19 protein-coding genes are annotated in these 19,237 nt (G+C 68.3%); 2 read left to right on the top strand and 17 right to left on the bottom strand.

The genetic code is table 11. The features are described 5' to 3' along the window. Window positions 1-21: 21 nt before the first annotated feature. The 4 genes from ABD104_RS08090 to ABD104_RS08105 form a co-directional block, all read right to left on the bottom strand. On the bottom strand, window positions 22-1,818 hold the full coding sequence (locus tag ABD104_RS08090; protein WP_343927345.1) for an acyl-CoA dehydrogenase: 1,797 nt from the start codon (window positions 1,816-1,818) through the stop codon (window positions 22-24). Window positions 1,819-1,925: 107 nt separating this feature from the next. Next, window positions 1,926-2,855 carry an electron transfer flavoprotein subunit alpha/FixB family protein gene (locus tag ABD104_RS08095; RefSeq protein ID WP_087840981.1) on the bottom strand — a complete coding sequence of 310 codons (930 nt, stop codon included), beginning with the start codon at window positions 2,853-2,855 and terminating at the stop codon, window positions 1,926-1,928. Window positions 2,856-2,857: 2 nt separating this feature from the next. Beyond that, on the bottom strand, window positions 2,858-3,607 hold the full coding sequence (locus ABD104_RS08100; protein WP_087840980.1) for an electron transfer flavoprotein subunit beta/FixA family protein: 750 nt from the start codon (window positions 3,605-3,607) through the stop codon (window positions 2,858-2,860). 164 nt (window positions 3,608-3,771) lie between these two features. Then, window positions 3,772-4,692 (bottom strand): histone deacetylase family protein, encoded by a 921-nt coding sequence (locus ABD104_RS08105; protein ID WP_087841048.1) that lies wholly within the window; start codon window positions 4,690-4,692, stop codon window positions 3,772-3,774. A gap of 86 nt (window positions 4,693-4,778) precedes the next feature. On the opposite strand from ABD104_RS08105, the gene mltB reads away from it, so the two are divergent. Further along, window positions 4,779-6,008: a lytic murein transglycosylase B gene (gene mltB, locus ABD104_RS08110; RefSeq protein ID WP_343927346.1), complete on the top strand. Its 1,230-nt coding sequence runs from the start codon at window positions 4,779-4,781 to the stop codon at window positions 6,006-6,008. Here mltB and cysM read toward each other — a convergent pair. The 9 genes from cysM to cmk form a co-directional block, all read right to left on the bottom strand. Further along, a complete protein-coding gene (gene cysM, locus ABD104_RS08115) occupies window positions 5,981-6,886 on the bottom strand; it encodes a cysteine synthase CysM (RefSeq protein ID WP_087836651.1) in 906 nt (301 codons plus the stop codon). The genes mltB and cysM overlap by 28 nt on opposite strands. Before the next feature lie 29 nt (window positions 6,887-6,915). Next, a complete protein-coding gene (locus ABD104_RS08120) occupies window positions 6,916-7,317 on the bottom strand; it encodes a ComEA family DNA-binding protein (RefSeq protein WP_087836650.1) in 402 nt (133 codons plus the stop codon). Between the two features lie 152 nt (window positions 7,318-7,469). Further along, window positions 7,470-8,459, bottom strand: a complete 990-nt coding sequence (gene rfaD, locus ABD104_RS08125) for an ADP-glyceromanno-heptose 6-epimerase (protein ID WP_087836649.1) — start codon at window positions 8,457-8,459, stop codon at window positions 7,470-7,472. A 15-nt stretch (window positions 8,460-8,474) separates the two neighbouring features. Then, window positions 8,475-9,437, bottom strand: coding sequence for a D-glycero-beta-D-manno-heptose-7-phosphate kinase (rfaE1, locus tag ABD104_RS08130; protein WP_165963281.1), 963 nt, complete (start codon window positions 9,435-9,437; stop codon window positions 8,475-8,477). A 234-nt stretch (window positions 9,438-9,671) separates the two neighbouring features. Then, a complete protein-coding gene (lapB, locus tag ABD104_RS08135; protein WP_343927347.1) occupies window positions 9,672-10,949 on the bottom strand; it encodes a lipopolysaccharide assembly protein LapB in 1,278 nt (425 codons plus the stop codon). Between the two features lie 9 nt (window positions 10,950-10,958). Continuing rightward, complete coding sequence (locus tag ABD104_RS08140) at window positions 10,959-11,282, bottom strand: LapA family protein (RefSeq protein WP_087836646.1); 324 nt, start codon at window positions 11,280-11,282, stop codon at window positions 10,959-10,961. Between the two features lie 168 nt (window positions 11,283-11,450). After that, a complete protein-coding gene (locus tag ABD104_RS08145) occupies window positions 11,451-11,753 on the bottom strand; it encodes an integration host factor subunit beta (RefSeq protein WP_087778781.1) in 303 nt (100 codons plus the stop codon). A gap of 179 nt (window positions 11,754-11,932) precedes the next feature. Further along, a complete protein-coding gene (rpsA, locus tag ABD104_RS08150) occupies window positions 11,933-13,639 on the bottom strand; it encodes a 30S ribosomal protein S1 (RefSeq protein ID WP_087836645.1) in 1,707 nt (568 codons plus the stop codon). A gap of 137 nt (window positions 13,640-13,776) precedes the next feature. Then, window positions 13,777-14,436, bottom strand: coding sequence for a (d)CMP kinase (gene cmk / locus ABD104_RS08155; RefSeq protein ID WP_420494908.1), 660 nt, complete (start codon window positions 14,434-14,436; stop codon window positions 13,777-13,779). 123 nt (window positions 14,437-14,559) lie between these two features. Between cmk and ABD104_RS08160 the strand changes: the two genes are divergently transcribed. Beyond that, window positions 14,560-14,775, top strand: a complete 216-nt coding sequence (locus ABD104_RS08160) for a DUF2061 domain-containing protein (RefSeq protein ID WP_087836643.1) — start codon at window positions 14,560-14,562, stop codon at window positions 14,773-14,775. Here ABD104_RS08160 and aroA read toward each other — a convergent pair. From aroA to serC, 4 genes are read right to left on the bottom strand one after another with little or no spacing between them, the layout of a single operon-like run. Further along, entirely contained in the window at window positions 14,751-16,079 is a 1,329-nt protein-coding gene (gene aroA / locus ABD104_RS08165; RefSeq protein WP_343927348.1) for a 3-phosphoshikimate 1-carboxyvinyltransferase, read from the bottom strand. The two genes, ABD104_RS08160 and aroA, sit on opposite strands and share 25 nt — an antisense overlap. Before the next feature lie 5 nt (window positions 16,080-16,084). Further along, the gene (locus ABD104_RS08170; RefSeq protein ID WP_343927349.1) at window positions 16,085-17,011 is read right to left on the bottom strand and encodes a prephenate dehydrogenase; all 927 of its coding nucleotides are present in this window, start codon (window positions 17,009-17,011) and stop codon (window positions 16,085-16,087) included. Between the two features lie 14 nt (window positions 17,012-17,025). Continuing rightward, window positions 17,026-18,108 (bottom strand): prephenate dehydratase, encoded by a 1,083-nt coding sequence (gene pheA, locus ABD104_RS08175; RefSeq protein ID WP_087836641.1) that lies wholly within the window; start codon window positions 18,106-18,108, stop codon window positions 17,026-17,028. Next, window positions 18,101-19,231 (bottom strand): 3-phosphoserine/phosphohydroxythreonine transaminase, encoded by a 1,131-nt coding sequence (serC, locus tag ABD104_RS08180; RefSeq protein WP_087836640.1) that lies wholly within the window; start codon window positions 19,229-19,231, stop codon window positions 18,101-18,103. Before serC ends, pheA begins: the two co-directional genes overlap by 8 nt. Window positions 19,232-19,237: the final 6 nt, after the last annotated feature.

Raw genomic sequence — 19,237 nt, forward strand, 5'->3', positions numbered from 1 at the left:
GCGGCGCCGGCCAGGCCGGCCTCAGAACGCGTCGACCGGCATGGCCAGCGTGCTCGCTCCCCCCTGCAGGATCTCGCGGCGCAGCGCCTCGACCCGCGGCAGCAGGTGAGCGCAATAGAACCGTGCTCCCGCCAGCTTGGCCGGATAGAAGCTGTCGACGTCGCCCTTGCCGATACGGCGCCGGCAGGCCAGCGCGGCGCGCGCCATCTGCCACCCGCCGTGCGTGAGCCCGGCCAGCATCAGGTAGGGCACGCTGCCCGCGTAGACCTCGCGCACGTCGTCGCGATAGCGTTCGACCACGAAACGGACCACTTCCTCGTAGGCCTGGATGGCGTCGGCCAGTTGTCCGCGCAAGGCCGACAGTTCCTGGTCGCCGTCCAGCTCGGCCAGCGTCTCGCGCATGTGGCCGATGATGGCGGCGGCCACCGCGCCGCCGTCGCGCGCGGTCTTGCGTCCCACCAGGTCGTTGGCCTGGATCGCGGTGGTGCCTTCGTAGATCGACAGGATGCGGGCATCGCGGTAGTACTGGGCAGCGCCCGTCTCCTCGATGAAGCCCATGCCGCCATGCACCTGTATGCCCAGCGACGCCACCTCCACCGCCATCTCGGTCGAGAAACCCTTGACGATGGGCACCATGTATTCGTAGAAGGCCTGGTTGCGCGCGCGCACCTGGGCATCGGGATGCCGGTGCGCGAAATCGTGCGCCCCGGCGGCCACGTAGGCCACGGCGCGGGCGGCCTCGGTCAGCGTGCGCATGGTCAACAGCATCCGGCGCACGTCCGGATGATGGACGATGGCCACGGGCCCGGCCGAACCCTCGACCGCCCGGCTCTGCACGCGGTCCTTGGCATAGGCCACGGCATGCTGGCTGGCGCGCTCGGCCACCGCGATACCCTGCAAGCCGACGGCGAAACGCGCGGCGTTCATCATGATGAACATGGTTTCCAGGCCGCGGTTGGGCTCGCCCACCAGATAGCCGATGGCGCCCGGGCCGACCTCGCCCTTGTCCTCGCCATACAGCAGCACGGCCGTGGGGCTGGCCTTGATGCCCAGCTTGTGTTCGATCGAGGCGCACCACACGTCGTTGCGCTTGCCCAGCGACCCGTCATCGTTCACCAGGAACTTGGGCACGATGAACAGCGACAGGCCCTTGACGCCCTCGGGCGCGTCCTCCAGCCGGGCCAGCACCATGTGCACGATGTTGCGTGCCATGTCGTGCTCGCCGTAGGTGATGAAGATCTTCTGCCCGTGCAGCCGATAGCTGCCGTCGGGCTGCGCGACGGCGCGCGTGCGCACCAGCGACAGGTCCGATCCGGCCTGCGGCTCGGTCAGGTTCATGGTTCCGGTCCAGGAACCGTCGATCATCGAAGGAATGAAGCGCCGCTTCTGCTCCTCGGTCCCGGCCGTCAGCAGCACCTCGATGGCGCCATCGGTCAGCAAGGGGCACAGCGCGAAGGACAGGCAGGCGGCGTTCAGGTTTTCCATGCAGGGGGTGGCGACGACCTTGGGCAGGCCTTGCCCGCCGAAGTCCACCGGATGCTGCAAGCCCTGCCAGCCCCCTTCGACGAAACTGCGGAATGCCTGGGCGAACCCCGGCGATGCGGTGACGGCGCCGTCGCGCCAGGTGGGCGGCTGCAGATCGCCGTCGCGGTTGAGCGGCGCGATCGCGTCCTGGAGCAGGCGCGCGTTCTCGTCCAGGATCGCATCGACGACTTCCTGGCCGGCTTCCTCGCCACCGGGTAATTGATGAACCTTGTCCAGGCCGGCCAATTCGTTCAGCACGAATCGGATATCCCGCAATGGAGCCACGTAAGCCATGCAAACCTCCGGTCAGTTGGGCACCGAGGGCCGCGCGGCGGCAAGACCGGCGGCCCGGCCCTGTTCGGGTGCGCCGCCGCAGCCCAAGGGCGCGGCGGCGTTCGCGCCTACAGCGCTTTCGTGAGCTCGGGCACGGCGGTGAACAGATCCGCCACCAGCCCGTAGTCGGCCACGCCGAAGATCGGCGCCTCGGCGTCCTTGTTGATCGCCACGATCACCTTCGAATCCTTCATGCCGGCCAGGTGCTGGATCGCGCCGGAGATGCCCACCGCCACGTACAACTGCGGCGCGACGATCTTGCCGGTCTGGCCTACCTGCCAGTCGTTGGGGGCATAGCCCGCGTCGACCGCGGCGCGCGACGCGCCCATGGCCGCGCCCAGCTTGTCCGCCAGCGGCTCGAGCAGCTTGAAGTTCTCGGCGCTGCCCATCCCGCGTCCGCCCGAGACCACGGCCTTGGCCGCCGTCAGTTCGGGACGGTCGCTCTTGGCAACCTCGCGCCCCACGAACGAGGACTTGCCACCGTCGCCCACCGCGGACAGGCTTTCCACCGGCGCCGAACCGCCCGTGGCCGCGGCCGCGTCGAAGGCCGTCGTGCGCACGGTGATCACCTTGACGGCGTCGGCCGACTGCACCGTGGCGATCGCGTTGCCCGCGTAGATCGGACGCTCGAACGTATCGGCCGAATCGATGCCGATGATGTCGGAGATCTGCGCCACGTCCAGCTTGGCCGCCACGCGCGGCGCCACGTTCTTGCCGTACGCCGTGGCCGGGAACAGGATGTGGCTGTAGCCCTGGGCCACCGCCAGCACCTGCGCCGCCACGTTCTCGGCCAGGCCATCGGCCAGCGCGGGGCCGTCGGCCGACAGCACCTTGGCCACGCCCGCCACCTGCGAGGCCGCCTGCGCCGCTCCGCCCACACCCGCGCCCGCGACCAGCACGTGCACGTCGCCACCCAGGCGCTGCGCCGCCGTGATCGTGTTCAGCGTCGCCGCGCGCAGATGCGCATTGTCATGTTCCGCTACGACCAGTATCGCCATCTTCACACCACCTTCGCTTCATTCTTGAGTTTGCCCACCAGCTCGGCCACGTCCGCCACCTTCACCCCGGCCTTGCGCGCCGGCGGCTCGGCCACCTTCAGCGTCTTGAGGCGCGGCGTCACGTCCACGCCCAGGTCTTCCGGCTTGACGGTCTCCAGCGGCTTCTTCTTGGCCTTCATGATGTTGGGCAGCGTCACGTAGCGCGGCTCGTTCAACCGCAGGTCCGTGGTCACGATGGCCGGCAGCGACAGCGCCACCGTCTCCAGGCCGCCGTCCACTTCGCGCGTCACCGTCGCCTTGCCGTCGGCCACCTCGACCTTGCTCGCGAAGGTCGCCTGCGGCCAATCCAGCAGCGCGGCCAGCATCTGGCCCGTCTGGTTCGCATCGTCGTCGATCGCCTGCTTGCCCAGGATGACCAGCTGCGGCTGCTCCTTGTCGACCAGCGCCTTCAGCAGCTTGGCCACGGCCAGCGGCTGCAGCTCCTGCTGCGTCTCGACCAGGATGGCGCGGTCGGCGCCGATGGCCATCGCCGTGCGCAGCGTCTCCTGGCACTGCGCGACGCCGCAAGACACGGCCAGGATCTCGCTGGCCACGCCCTTTTCCTTCAGGCGCGTCGCCTCTTCCACGGCGATTTCGTCGAACGGGTTCATCGACATCTTCACGTTCGCGATGTCCACGCCGGTCTGGTCCGACTTCACCCGGACCTTCACGTTGTAGTCCACCACTCGCTTGACTGGCACTAACACCTTCATCGTTTGCAACCTCGTTGTAGATAAGCCGGCTACGCCTGGGTAACGGGCACGCACACGGCACGGTCGCCGCGCCACAGGGAAACCTGTCGATTATAGGTAATCGACATGCCCCTCTCGCGGGCCTGGAATACGGGTAAATACGGACGACGAGCGCGCATGGGGGCTCAGATCCCCGCCAGCGCGCGTATGTGGGCGGTGGCGCTGCGCCCCAGCGCCGACAGGTTGTAGCCGCCTTCCAGGCAACTGACGACCCGCGCGCCGTGGCGCTGGGCCAGCGCCACCAGCTGCTCGGTGATCCAGGCGAAATCCGACTCGACCAGCCCCATGCTGCCCAGATCGTCCTCGCGGTGCGCATCGAAGCCCGCCGACACCAGCACGAGCTGGGGCCGGAACCGCTCCAGCCTGGGCAGCCACCGGGCCGCGACCAGTTCGCGTATCGCCGCGCCTTCGGTATAGGCGGGCACGGGTTCGTTCAGCATGTTGTCGGCCCAGGGCGCGGTACCGCTGAATGGATAGAACGGATGCTGGAAGAAACCGCACATCAGCACGCGTTCGTCGCCGGCCAGCGCCGCCTCGGTGCCGTTGCCGTGATGCACGTCGAAATCCACGACCGCCACGCGCGTCAAACCGTGGCGCGCGATGGCATGGCGCGCGGCGATCGCCACATTGCTCAGGAAGCAGAATCCCATGGCCTGGTCGGGGCACGCATGGTGGCCGGGCGGCCGCACCGCGCAGAACGCCGACTCGCCCTCTCCCGCCAACACGGCATCGACGGCCGCGATCGCGGCGCCGGCCGCGTGCAGCGCCGCCGCGTAGGTGTGGGGGTTCATGCAGGTGTCGGGGTCGAGCTCGACGTAGCCGTGCACGGGCGAGCGCTCGACCAGTGATTCCAGGTACTCGGAGGTATGCACGCGCAGCAGCGCGTCCTGCGTGGCCTGCGGCGCCTCGCGCTCGACCAGGTGGACCGCCACGCCCGAGGCAAGCAACTGGTCGGAGATCGCGTCCAGCCGCGCCGGGCACTCGGGGTGCCCTTCGCCCATCTCGTGCTGCCGGCACGCCGGATGCGTGAAGTAAAGCGTAGCCATGGCCTCCATTATGCGCCCGACTTGCATCGCGGCCGAACAGCCGGCAGCATCACGCTATCGATATCGCTTTTCCGGAAATCTTACGCGTGAATTCGACACCCCGCTTTCCGACCGGGTCGCGCAGCGGCCCGATCGTCGCCGGTCTTGCCGCGCTGGCCCTGTGGGGCTGCGCCTCGCCCCCGCCCCCCGCCGCCGCCCCCATGCAGGGCGTGTCGCCCTCCCCTGGCATGCAGGCCGCTCCGGGCTCCGGCCCGGCCGCGCAGCCCGTGGCGCCGGCGCCCGCCGCGCCGGTGGCCGTCCCGGTACCGGTGCCCGCGCCCTCCGGCCCCATGCCGGCCGCCGAGGCCCGGCGCGCTTTCGTCGCCGACATGGCCGGCCGGGGCCTGGACGCCGCCCGGGTCGGCGCCCTGCTCGACCAGGCCAAGTATTCGGAAACCGTCGCGCGGCTCGTGCTGCCGCCCTCCTCGCCCACGGTGCGCAGTTGGCCCCGGTACCGCGCGCGCTTCATCGAAAGCCGCCGCATCAAGGAAGGCATCGCGTTCCAGGAGGAACATGCGCAGGACCTGGCGCGCGCCGAGGCCAGGTACGGCGTGCCCGCCTCCATCATCGTCAGCGTCATCGGCGTGGAAACGTTCTACGGCCGGGTCACCGGTAATTTCCGCGTCATCGACGCGCTGGCGACGCTGGCCTTCAACTACCCGGCCCAGGCGCGCAGCGACCGCAGCGCCTTCTTCCGCGAGCAACTGGCGCAGTTCCTGATCTGGTGCAAGGAAACCGGCGCCGACCCGCTGGCGGTAAAGGGTTCGTACGCGGGCGCCATCGGCCTGCCGCAGTTCATGCCCGGCAGCCTGCGCCAGTTCGCGGTCGACGGCGATGGCGATGGCCGCATCGACCTGCTCGCCAGCCCCGCCGACGCCATCGCCTCGGTGGCCAACTTCCTGGTCGAACATGGATGGCAGCGCGACCAGCCGGTGTTCCTGCCGGTGCGGCTACCGGGCGACCCGGCCGCGCTGGTCGACGGCGGGCTCAAGCCCACGCTCGACTGGACCCGGCTGCAGGCGGCGGGCGCGCGGGCGCCCAAGGTGGCGGGAATGTCGGACGCGTGGATGCAATGGCCGCTGGCCGTGATCGATCTGTACGACGGCGCGACGGGCACGACCGAATACCGCGTCGCCGCGCCCAACTTCTTCGCCCTGACCGAATACAACCGCAGCTACTTCTACGCCACCTCGGTCACCGACCTGGCCGTGGAGCTTGAACGGCGCGGCCGCGTGGCGAGCCGGGTCAGTCAGTTGAATACGCCGGTGGACAAATAGCGGTCGCCACGGTCGCAAACGATGAAGACGATGGTGGCGTTGCTGACGGTTTCGGCCACGCGCAGCGCCGCCACCAGCGCGCCGGCGGACGAGATGCCGCCGAAGATGCCTTCTTCCGCTGCCAGCCGGCGGGCCATCTCCTCGGCTTCGGCCTGGGTGACGGACTCCTGGCTGTCGACCGCCGACGGGTCGTAGATCTTGGGCAGATAGGCCTCGGGCCATTTGCGGATGCCGGGAATCTGCGAACCTTCGGCCGGCTGCGCGCCCACCACCCGGACCGCCGGATTGCGGCTCTTCAAATAGCGCGAGACGCCCACGATGGTTCCCGTGGTACCCATGGCGCTGACGAAGTGGGTGACCTGCCCGTCGGTATCGCGCCAGATTTCCGGCCCGGTGGTCTCGACGTGGGCCAGCGGGTTGTCGGGATTGGCGAACTGGTCCAGCACCTTGCCTTTGCCCTCGGCCTGCATCTGCAAGGCCAGGTCGCGGGCGTATTCCATGCCCCCTTGCGAAGCCGGCGTCAGAATCAGTTCGGCCCCATAGGCCGTCATGGCCGCGCGGCGCTCGAGCGACAGGTTGTCGGGCATGATCAGGATCATGCGGTAGCCACGTATGGCCGCCACCAGGGCCAGGGCGATGCCGGTGTTTCCGCTGGTCGCCTCGATCAGGGTGTCGCCCGGCTTGATCTCGCCCCTGGCCTCGGCCCGGGCGATCATGGACAAGGCCGGGCGGTCCTTGACGGAACCGGCCGGATTGGTGCCTTCCAGCTTCGCGAGAATGACGTTGCCGCGCGCGGCGTTGCCTTCTCCCGGGATGCGCTGGAGCCGGACCAGGGGCGTGTTGCCGATGGTCTGTTCGATGGTGGGGTAGCTTCTCATGCGCCCCATCATAATCCAGCCGGCCCGGTTTAGTTCCCTTTCCCCTTACTGCCCGGAGGCATATTGACCATGATGGCCGGCCCCTCGCGGCCGGCCGGGCCGATAGCCAATCCGGCCGCCCGCAACCCCTGGAGCCGCTTCGTGCCCAGCCCGCGCACGCGTCCGGCCAGGTCCTCGAACGACGAGAACGGCCCCCCTCGGCGGCGTTCCTGGACGATGCTGGCGGCGGTCTTGGCGCCGATGCCCCGTACGGCCTCGAGCTGGGACGGCGTCGCGGTATTCACGTCCACGCTGGCGGCATGGGCTCCGCCCAGCATGGCCAGCCCGAGGCTGGCGGTGGCGGCCAGCCTTCCCGCGCGTAGCCGGGCGCCGCGCATGCGATAGGGCCTGGGATCGGGTTCGGCGCGGGTGGGATCGAGGAAAGGATTCATGGCTAGGCTCCTTGAGAGTTGCCGGCGACCGGCCGGCCGCCGCGACACCGTCCGGCGTCATCGCAAGCTTGCTCCAGGAACCGCCCTGCAAGCGGGCGCGAACGGCCCGCTGTCCAAGGGGGGAAATGCGTAGGGAGGCCTCCGGCCGCCCCCTACTTCGAGATGCCGCGCAACTCGCGGATGTACTCGGAAACGCCCGTCTGCACGTCCCGCATCGGCGCGGTGAAGCCTGCCGCGCGCAATTGCGTGGTGTCGGCCTGGGTGTAGCTCTGGTAGCGGCCCTTGAGATCCTCGGGGAACTCGATGTAGCGCAGCAGCCCCTGCGCCGCCAGGTCGGCCAGCGGCAGCGGCGCCTCGCCGCGCTCCTCGCGCAGCGTGTTGACCACCGCGGCCGCCACGTCGTTGAAAGGCTGGGCCCGGCCGGTGCCGCAGTTGTAGACACCGGACACCGGACGGCCCAGGAAATGCAGGTTCACTTCGACCACGTCGTGGACCGAGATGAAATCCCGCTGCTGCTGTCCATCGCCGTAGCCGTCCCAGCCGCCGAACAGACGCACGTGGCCTTCCTTCAGGAACTGGTTCATGTTGTGGAAGGCTACCGAGGCCATCCTGCCCTTGTGCTGCTCGCGCGGGCCATAGACGTTGAAATAGCGCAGCCCCACCACCGGCGCGGTCAGCGAGGCCAGGCGGCGGCGCAGCACCTGGTCGAACAGGAACTTCGAATAGCCGTAGACGTTCAGCGGTTTCTCGTTGCGCAAGTCCTCGGCATAGACCGGGCCCGCGCCGTAAACGGCGGCCGACGACGCATACAGGAAGGGAATCCGCTCGCGCTGGGCATACTCGAAGAGCTCCAGCGTGACGCGATAGTTGTTGTCCATCATGTACTGGCCGTTGCGCTCGGTGGTGTCCGAACACGCGCCCTGGTGCAGGATCGCGTCCACCTTGGGCAGCGACCCGTCCGCCACGCGCCGGCGGAAATCATTCTTGTCCAGGTAGTCCGCGATCTCGCAGTCGACCAGGTTGACGAACTTGTCGCCTTCGAGCAGATCGTCGACCGCGATGATGTCGCGCTCGCCGCGGGCGTTCAGGCCCTTGACCAGATTGCTGCCGATGAAGCCGGCGGCTCCCGTTACGATGATCATGGCAATTTCCTCAATCTAGATCGCCAGGCCGGCGCGCAACTCGTCCGGCGTCACGATCGACGTTCCCAGCTTGCCGACGACGATGCCGCCCGCCAGGTTGGCCCATCTCATGGCCACATGCAGATCCAGTCCCGCGGCGCGCATGACGGCCAGCGTGGCGATCACGGTATCGCCGGCACCCGAGACGTCGAACACCTCGCGCGCCAGCGCCTCGACGTGGTCGCGCCCCTCGGCCGTGAAAAGCGTCATGCCCAGCTCGGAGCGCGTCACCAGCAAGGCCTCCAGGTCCAGCGCCTGGCGCAGATGCTGGGCCCGCTCGGCCAGTTGCGCCTCGTCGCGCCAGCGGCCCACGGCCTCGCGCATTTCCGACTGGTTGGGCGTGACCAGCGAGGCGCCGCGATAGCGTCCATAGTCGTCGCCCTTGGGATCCACCAGCACGACGCAGCCGCGCGCGCGGGCCAGGGCGATCAGGTCCTGCACCTGGTCCAGCACGCCCTTGGCGTAATCGGACAGCACCACCACGTCGTGGTCGGCGATATGCACCGCCACCCGCGCCGCCAGCTCGGCCAGCACGCCCGGCGAGGGCGGCTGCTCGAAATCCACCCGCAGCAACTGCTGCTGGCGTCCCAGCACGCGCATCTTCATCGTGGTCGGCACCGACGGATCCGCAACCAGATCCGCGCGCACCCCCTCGTCCTCGCACAACCGCGCAATGGCACGCCCGGAATCGTCATCGCCCACCACGCCGACCAGCGTCACATGCGCCCCCAGCGTCGCCGCGTTGCGCGCCACGTTCGCCGCCCCGCCCAGCCGGTCCTCGCTGCGCGACACATGCACCACCGGCACCGGCGCCTCGGGAGAAATGCGATGCACCTCGCCGAACCAATAACGGTCCAGCATCACGTCCCCCACCACCAACACCCGCGCCGCCGCGCGCTGCTCATCCGAGGGAAACACCCCCAACGCCGACGCGCTCATGCGTTGCTCCCCAATGAAAAACCGGCAGCCAGCCAGCCAATGCCACACACCAAGAAAACGTCACACAGATCCAGGGCGCCGCGGCTCCGGCTCCGCCGGTCCACCCGCATCGCCCCCGGGATCAGGCGCCGGGCCGCCCCAAGGCGGGTCCCGGCCCCCTTGTGGGGCTGCCGCGTAGCGGCTGGGGGCTCACCATACTGGGCGCGCGTCAGCGCGTAGGGGGGGGCATCATCCTCATACTGCATCAAGTTCTTCCAATCGTTTGGGCGCATAAGTTTCCCAGGCGTTGCAGCCCGGACATTGCCAATGGAACCGCTTGGCCTTGAAACCGCACGCCTGGCAGGCGTAGCGATCCAGGCGCTGGGTATGCTTGTGTATCAGGCTGCGCATCAGCACGGCATCGTCCGCGGGCGTCCACGGCGAGGCGGCATCGGCCTGCGGATTGTTCAGCGTCACCACGTTCGCGGCCGCCTGCTGCCCCGGCTCGACCTGCGCCGCCTTCTCGCCCGCCACCTGTGCCTCGAGCAGCCGGTCCAGCCCCAGCAGCGACGGATTGCGCTGCAAGGCGCCGCGGGCGAAGTTCCAGGCCTGCGCCAGGCCGCGCTGCCGGCGCAGCGCCTGGAAGATCGCATCGAACAGATCCAGCGACGGGTGGCGCGCATAGTGCGCCTCGAGCTTCTCCAGCCCCTCGCTGGCCGTACCGCGCGCCTCGTGGTTGGCAAGGAACTGCTCGGCCACCAGGCCCGCGTACTCGGGATGCGCGGACAGCACGGACTCCAGGTGCAGGCGCTGCGCCCGCAGGTCGCCTTCGCGCCGGGCCAGATCGGCCCGCATCATGGCGATGCGCACATGCGGAGCCGTGCCGCTGCCCCGCTGGGCCTGGACCGAGGCATGCGTGGCCGCGTCCAGCGCAGCATGGGCGGCGTCCATGTTGCCGGCGGCCAGCGCCGCCGCGGCTTCCTCGCAATGGAAATGAACGGCCTGGGACACGGGTTCGTCGATCAGTCCCTGCAAGGCCTGCACGGCCTGGATGGCATGCGGCCAATCCCGTTCGGTCTCGTGGATCCGGATCAGCGCACGCAGGGCGTCGGGGGCGAATCGCGTTCCCTTCAACTGGTCGAATGCCGCTTCGGCCCGGTCCAGCATGCCGGCGCGCAGATAGTCCTGCGCCAGTTCGTGCAAGGCCTGCTCACGCTGGTTGTCCGGCAGGTCGGCTCGCTGCAGCAGATTCTGGTGCACGCGTATGGCACGCTCGATCTCACCGCGGCGCCGGAACAGACTGCCCAGGGCGAAGTGCAGCTCGATCGTCTCGGGGTCGAGCTTGGCCACCTCGATAAAAGCGTCGATGGCACGGTCGTGCTGCTCGTTCAACAGGAAGTTGAGCCCGCGGAAATAGGAATCGGGCACGCTGCGATGCTCGGACAACATCTGCCGGATGTCCACGCGCGCGGCCACCCAGCCCAACCCGAACAACAAGGGAATGGCGATCAGCCACCAGGGTTCGAAATCCACATCGGTCCCTTACAAGGGGGTCACGGGCAGGATGGCGTCGGGGGACGGCGGCGCATCCGCGGCCGAGCCACCCTTGGCCACGGCCCGGGCCTGATCCAGCTCGCGCCGCAGCGAGGCGATCTCGCGCCGGCGGCGCATCACGCCCGGCACCGTCAGCAACAGGCCGAATACCGCGCCGACCACGAAGCTGGCCAGCATGACCACGATCAGCGGCACTTCGCTGATCAGGTGATCGGCGAAGAAATAGACGTTCACCCGGTCGGTATTCTTGAGCGCGAACAGCAGGACCACCACGAATATGACCAGTCTCAGCGCCCAGACGAGATATCGCATGGTTTGCTCCAGGTGAGGAAAAAAAGGATTGTATCCCCCCCTACGCGCTTCGCGCGCCCGGTATGGCGAGCCCCGAAGGGGGCCGGGACGGGGCGGTAATAGAAAACCCCGCCAGCTGGAGAGCTGGCGGGGTTTTGTTCGGGCTTGCCTGCGGCCTGCGAGGCCCGGTCAGTTCCCGGAAGGCTCTTGCACGGGGGCGTCGACCCGCTCGCGCAACTCCTTGCCGGCCTTGAAGTGCGGCACCCGCTTTTCGGGGACCAGCACCTTTTCACCGGACTTGGGATTGCGCCCGATACGCGGCGGACGCCTGGACAACGAAAAACTGCCGAAACCACGGATCTCGATGCGCTGCCCCTCCGACAGGGACTGGGCCATCGCATCGAGGATGGTCTTGACGGCGTAGTCGGCGTCCTTGGCGACCAGTTGCGGATACCGGGCGGCCAATCGGGCGATCAACTCGGACTTCGTCATTGAGTTCATGAAACCTCTTGGAACGCCGTACCGGGCAACCTGGCAACCCTCCCCATGGGCACGGCGGATCCGGCTCCGCCCCGCCCCAAGGCGGGCCCCGGCCCCCCTCGGGGGGCTGCCGCGTAGCGGCTGGGGGCTCACCATACCGGGCGCGCGTCAGCGCCCAGGGGGTGGGCCTATCAGCCGTTCTGCTGGTCGAGCTTGGCCTTCAACAGGGCGCCCAGGTTGGTGGTACCCGACGAAGCGCTGGCATCCGACATGCGCTGGATGGCCTCGGCCGTCTCGGCGCTGTCCTTGGCCTTGATCGAGAGCTGGATCGAACGCGTCTTGCGGTCGATGTTCAGGATCATGGCGTCGATGTTGTCGCCGGCCTTCAGCACCGTGGTGGCGTCTTCCACGCGGCCCGAAGAGATCTCAGAAGCGCGCAGGTAGCCTTCGACGTCGACCGACAGGGTCACGACCGCACCCTTGGCCTCGACCGACTTCACGGTGCCCTGGACGACGGCGCCCTTGTCATGGGTGGCCACGAAGTTGTTGAACGGATCGCCTTCCAGCTGCTTGATGCCCAGCGAGATGCGCTCCTTCTCGGTGTCGATGCCCAGCACCACGGCCTCGACCTCGTCGCCCTTCTTGAAGTTGCGCACGGCTTCTTCGCCGGACTCGCTCCAGGACAGGTCGGACAGGTGCACCAGGCCATCGATGCCGCCGGGCAGGCCGACGAACACGCCGAAGTCGGTGATCGACTTGATGGCGCCGCGGACCTTGTCGCCACGCTTGTGGTTGATCGAGAACTCTTCCCACGGGTTGGGACGGCACTGCTTCATGCCCAGCGAGATGCGGCGACGGTCTTCGTCGATCTCGAGGACCATGACTTCCACTTCGTCACCCAGGGTGACGACCTTCTTGGGATCGACGTTCTTGTTGGTCCAGTCCATTTCGGACACGTGGACCAGGCCCTCGATGCCGGCCTCGACCTCGACGAACGCGCCGTAGTCGGTCAGGTTGGTGACCTTGCCGAACAGGCGGGTGCCCTGCGGGTAGCGGCGAGCCAGGCCCACCCACGGATCTTCGCCCAGTTGCTTGACGCCCAGCGAGACGCGGTTCTTTTCCTGGTCGAACTTGAGGACCTTGGCCTGGATTTCCTGGCCGACGGACAGGACTTCCGAGGGATGACGCACACGGCGCCATGCCAGGTCGGTGATGTGCAGCAGGCCGTCGATGCCGCCCAGGTCGACGAACGCACCGTAGTCGGTGATGTTCTTGACGACGCCGTTGACGATCGCGCCTTCGTGCAGGGTCTCGAGCAGCTTCTGGCGCTCTTCGCCCATGTTGGCCTCGAGCACGGCGCGGCGCGACAGCACGACGTTGTTGCGCTTGCGATCGAGCTTGATGACCTTGAATTCGAGGGTCTTGCCTTCGTACGGAGTGGTGTCCTTGACGGGACGCAGGTCGACCAGCGAACCCGGCAGGAAGGCACGGATCGCGTTGGTCATGACGGTCAGGCCGCCCTTGACCTTGCCGGTGATGGTGCCGGTGACGAGATCGCCGGACTCCAGGGCCTTCTCGAGCTGCAGCCAGGCAGCCAGGCGCTTGGCGCGGTCGCGCGACAGCACGGTGTCGCCGTAGCCGTTTTCGAGCGCGTCGATGGCCACCGAGACGAAATCGCCTTCGGAGACTTCGAGCTCGCCCTTGTCGTCGAGGAATTCCTCGAGCGGGATCAAGGCCTCGGACTTCAGGCCGGCATTGACCACGACGAAGTTATGGTCGATGCGCACCACCTCGGCGGTGATGACTTCGCCGGATTTCATTTCCTGGCGCTTGATGCTTTCTTCGAACAGGGCGGCAAAGCTTTCTTCGCCGGCAGGGGCTTGGGAAACCGAAGACATTGTTGATGTATTACCGGGTTACGCACTTCATGGGGGCGGCCGAGACATTCGACCTGACACCGCACCAATCGGTGGAGTTGCAATACCTCATTGCTGAGGGCCTGTACTACGTGCTGACTATGATTGCCGCTGCGCCATCAGCTACGCGATGCGCCCGAGCGCTCGCCCCACCAGCTCATCACCTGCTCGACCGTCTGGTCGATGGTGAGGTGGGAGGAATCGAGCACCAGGGCATCGTGGGCGGCGGCCAAAGGCGCGTTCGCCCGTTGCGTATCGCGCGCATCGCGCGCTTCCAGATCGCGCAAAAGGGTTAAGAGGTTAGCCGAAAAACCCTTTTCGATCAACTGTTTATAGCGTCGCTGGGCCCTCGCCTCGGCGCTGGCCACCAGGAATATCTTGAGGTCGGCATCCGGAAAAACAACCGTCCCCATGTCCCGGCCGTCGGCCACCAGCCCGGGCGGGCACCGGAAAGCGCGCTGGCGGTCGAGCAACGCCGCCCGCACCGGCGCCAGGACCGCCACCTGCGAGGCCATGTTGCCGACTTCCTCGCGCCGGATGTCGGCGCTGACGTCGCGCCCGCCCATGAAGACCCCGTCGGCGACGAAGCGCACGTCCAGGGCGGCCGCGGCGGCGGCCGCGCCTTGCTCGTCACCGGCCGCGATACCCTGCTCCAGGCAGGCCAGCGCGGTCAGGCGGTACAGCGCCCCGCTGTCCAGCAGATGCCAGCCCAACCGGGCCGCCACGCGCGCCGCGATGGTGCCCTTGCCCGAGGCGGTCGGCCCGTCGATGGCGATCATGGGAACGGTGGAACCATTCATTTAAGAAACCTATCATTTTTATCGTATCGATCAATTGGCGTCGCCTCGCGAGTCGGCGCACAATTCGATAACGATTCTCATTACCAATCAAGGAAGACGACGATGGCCAAGACCCTTGCCTTCGGCGGCCTGCATATCGTGACCTCGTTCAGCGTCACCTACATTATTACCGGCAGCGTGGCGCTGAGCGGCGCGGTCACCTTCATCGAGCCGGCCGTCAACACCGTCGTGCACTATTTCTTCGACAAGTTCTGGGAACGGGACCGGCGCGCCGGTAACCCGGCCGCCGCGGCTCAGGCCCCCACCAGCCCCGCATAGACATCGAAATACGTGGGAAAGGTCTTGCTCACGCAGCCGGGATCGAGAATGCGCACCCCCACGGGACCGAACGCCGCCAGCGAGAAGCACATGGCCATGCGGTGATCGTCCCAGGTGCCGATCTCGGCAGGCGTCCAGGTGGCGGGAGGGGTCACGGTCAGGCTGTCCGGGGTGGCGGTCACCGTCGCCCCCAGCTTGGCCAGCTCGGTCTGCATCGCGTGGATGCGATCGGTTTCCTTGACCCGCCAGCTCGCGATGTTGCGCAGGCGGCACGGGCCGTCCGCGTACAAGGCCAGGACCGCGGCGGTCATCGCGGCATCCGGGATCAGGTTGAAATCGGCGTCGAAGGCCTTCAGACGAGCGCCTTCGGCCACCTTGACGCCGCGGGTCTCTATCCAGTCCGGCCCCATCTCGACCTCGGCGCCCATCGCCGCCAGGGTGTCGGCGAACGCCACGTCGCCCTGGATGCTGTCGCGGCCGACGCCGGCCACGCGCACCGGACCGCCGCCTATCGCGCCCAGCGCCAGGAAATAGGAGGCCGACGAGGCGTCCCCCTCGACCAGCATCTGGCCCGGCGACCGGTAGGCAGCCTGGGCGGGAACGGTGAAGCGCAGCCAGCCCTCGCGCTCGACCGTCACGCCGAAGCGGCGCATCAGGTTCAGCGTCATCTCGACGTAGGGCTTGGAAATCAGCTCGCCCTCGACCTCGATCACGAAGTCCCGGCCAGCGGCCTGGGTAGCCAGCGGAGCCGCCAGCAGCAGCGCGGTCAGGAACTGGCTGGAAACCGAGCCGTTGACCTTGACCGGCCGGGACAGGTCCGGTTCGCCCCAGCCCAGCGACAGCGGCGGATAGCCCTCGCGCCCCTGGTAGGCCACGCGCGCGCCCAGCATGCGCAGCGCGTCCACCAGGTCGCCGATCGGGCGCTCGTGCATGCGTGGCACGCCGTGCAACAGGTAATGCCCGCCCATCATCGCCAGCGCGGCGGTCAGCGGCCGGATGGCCGTGCCCGCGTTGCCCATGAACAGGTCGGCTTGGCCCACCGGGAAGCGCCGCGCCCCCTCGACCAGCACTTCGTCCGGACGCTGGCCCGAAGAAATCATTATGCCCAGCTTGCGCAATGCCGCCAGCATGACCTGGGTGTCGTCCGAATCCAGCAAGCCGGTCAGGCGGGTCGTCCCCTCGGCCAGCGCGGACAACAGCAGCACGCGATTGGAGATGCTCTTGGAACCGGGCAGGTCGACGGTACCCCGCGCGTGGCGCGCCGGCGCCAGGTCGAGATACGGCGGATGGCGGGAATCGGTCATGGCGGTCATTCGTTCGTATCGGGAGATGGCTGCCCGGCCCGCCAGGCGCGCCGGGATTTCGACACGGTCTCCAGCATGGCTTGCAGGCCCGCCGCATCGCCCTGGCGCATGGCCTGCTCGAAGGCGTCCAGGGCCCGCCGCACCGCGGCGGTCTCTTGCATCATGGCTTCGCGGTTTGCCAGGAAGATGTCACGCCACATGTCGGGCGACCCGCCGGCGATGCGGGTGAAATCGCGGAACCCGCTGCCGGCCAGGTCCAGCCGCAGGGGCGCATCGGCGGCCTCCAGCACCTGGGCCATGTAGGCGAATGCCAGCAGGTGCGGCACGTGGCTGACCGACGCGAGCACGGTGTCGTGTTCGCCCGGACGCATCGTCCTGATCCGGGCGCCGCAGGTGCCCCATGCCTGCTCGACCAATCCGACGGCCCCGGGCGGATTCTCGTCCAGCGGGGTCAGGATCACCGTGCGGTCCTGGTACAAGTCGGCAAAGGCGGCGCCCGGGCCGCTCTGTTCGCTGCCGGCGATCGGATGGCCCGGCACGAACTGGCCGATGCGGCCGCCCAGCGCCTCGCGCGCGGCGCGCACGACGTCCATCTTCGTACTGCCGGCGTCGGTGACGACGGTATCGGGCCCCAGGTGCGGCGCCAGGCCATCCAGGGTCGCACGCGTCGCGCCCACCGGCACGGCCATCAGGACCAGGTCGGCCCGCGCCGCTTCCTGCAGCGTGGCCGGACGGTCGATCAGGCCCAGCTTGCGCGCCTGCTCGAGCGTCGCGACCTGGCGGCCGACGCCCCAGACCTCGCCGACCTGTCCGGCCCGCCGCAGCGCGGCGGCGAACGAGCCGCCGATCAGCCCCACGCCCACGACCGCGAGCACCGGTACCAATGGCCGCGAGGAACCGGAGGCCCCCCCGGCCGAATCCGGATGCGACATGGGTAGGTCTCCGCTCACGCAGATACCGGGTACGACCCCAGCACCTTGAAGAACGCCACGCGCGCCTGGAGCGCGGCCAGGGCCTTGGCGACCTTGGGATCCTGGCGATGGCCTTCGATGTCCACGTAGAAATAGTATTCCCACTGGCCGGTGCGGGCCGGGCGGGATTCGAAGCGCGTCATGGACACGTCGTTCTCGGCCAGCGGAGCAAGCATCCGGTAGACCGCACCGGCCTCGTTGGGCACGGCCAGGATCAGGCTGGTCTTGTCGCGGCCCGAGGGCGTGGTCTCGAGATGGCCGATGGCCAGGAAGCGGGTGCGATTGTGCGGATCGTCCTGGATGCCCGCGGCCACGACCTTCAGGCCCCAGCGCTGTGCCGCCTGCTCGCTGGCGATGGCCGCGACGGTGGGATCCTCGGAAGCCAGGCGGGCCGCCTCGGCATTGCTGGCCGCCGACGCGCGGGCCAGTTCGGGATGATGATCGGACAGCCAGCCCTGGCACTGCGCCAGCGATTGCGGATGCGAGCGGATGACGCTCACGCCGTCCAGCGTGCCGCTCTGGGTCATCAGGCATTGCACCACGGCCACCGAACGCTCGCCCAGCACCTTCACCGGCGAGGACAGCAGCAGGTCCAGCGTGCGGTTGACGGCGCCTTCGTTGGAATTCTCGAGCGGAACGATGCCGAAGTCCGCGCGGCGGGTCTCCACCGAACGGAAGACCTCGTCGATCGTGCCGCACGAGATCGCGTCGACCGCATGGCCGAAATGCGCCAGCACGGCCTGTTCGGAATAGGTGCCCTGCGGACCGAGATAGGCGACGCGGGCGGGCTGCTCCAGCGCGCGGCACGCCGACATGATCTCCATCCAGATGGCGGACAGCGCCTGGCCGGGCAACGGGCCGGCATTGAGCTCCTGCAGCCGGCGGATGACCTGGGCCTCGCGCTCGGGCCGGAACACGGCTCCGGCGTGGTGCTCCTTCGCCATTCCCACCGCCTGTGCGGTACGCGCGCGCTCGGACAGGAGCTCGAGCACCTGGGCGTCGATGGCATCGATGCGCTCGCGCAGCGGCGCCAGCTTCTTTTGCAGATCGTCATCCATGGCTGCGCTCGAATTCCTTCATGAAGTCGACCAGGGCGCGCACGCCCTCGATGGACATCGCGTTATAGATGGACGCGCGCATGCCGCCCACGCTCTTGTGCCCCTTGAGCTGCAGCAGGCGCGCGGCTTCGGCCGCCTGCAGGAACGGCGCATTCAGCGCATCGTCGCGCAGCATGAACGGCACGTTCATGCGCGACCGGACGGGCCGGTGCACCGGATTGCGATAGAACGAGGTGCTGTCGAGATAGTCGTACAGCAGCCGGGCCTTCTCCACGTTGGCGGCTTCCATGGCCACCACGCCGCCCCGCTGCTTGAGCCACTTGAACACCAGCCCGGCGACGTAGATCGCATACGTGGGCGGCGTGTTGAAGCGCGAGCGCTCCTTGGCCACGATGCCGTAGTCGAACGCCGACGGGCAGATGGGCAAGGCGTGGCCCAGCAGATCCTTGCGCACGATGACGATGGTCAGCCCCGCCGGCCCGATGTTCTTCTGCGCGCCGGCGTAGATCAGCCCGGCGCGGCGCACGTCCATGGGCCGGGACAGGATGTGCGAGGATGCGTCCACGGTCAGCGCGGCGCCGGGCGCGCCCAGCGCCGCCAGGTCGGGCCAATCCATGAATTCGACGCCGCCTATGGTCTCGTTGCTGCACAGGTGGACATAGCTCGCCTGCGGGCGCACGCGCCAGGAAGCGGGGTCCGGCATGTAGGTCCACGGACCTTGCTGCGCGCCGTCCACGACGGCGGCCTGCTCGGACGTGGCCGCCACGGCCACGTCGCCGTAGCGCCGGGCTTCCGCGAAGGACTTGGCCGACCACGAACCGCTTACCACGTAGTCGGCCGCATGCGCCTCGCGGCGGCCGATCAGGTTCATCGGCGCGATGGCGTTCTCGCCCAGCCCGCCCCCCTGCAGGAACAGCACGGCATAGTCGTCCGGCACCGAGAGCAGCTCGCGCAGGTCGGCCTCGGCCTCGTCGCAGATCTGCTCGAAGTGCTTGCCGCGATGGCTCATTTCCATCACGGACATGCCGCTGCCGTGCCAGTCCAGCATTTCGGCCGCCGCCTGCTGCAGCACGGCCTCGGGAAGTACGGCCGGCCCGGCCGAGAAGTTGTAGGGTCGATTCATGGCAGC

The sequence above is a fragment of the Pigmentiphaga daeguensis genome (genome assembly GCF_039523035.1).
GTDB lineage: Bacteria > Pseudomonadota > Gammaproteobacteria > Burkholderiales > Burkholderiaceae_B > Pigmentiphaga > Pigmentiphaga daeguensis.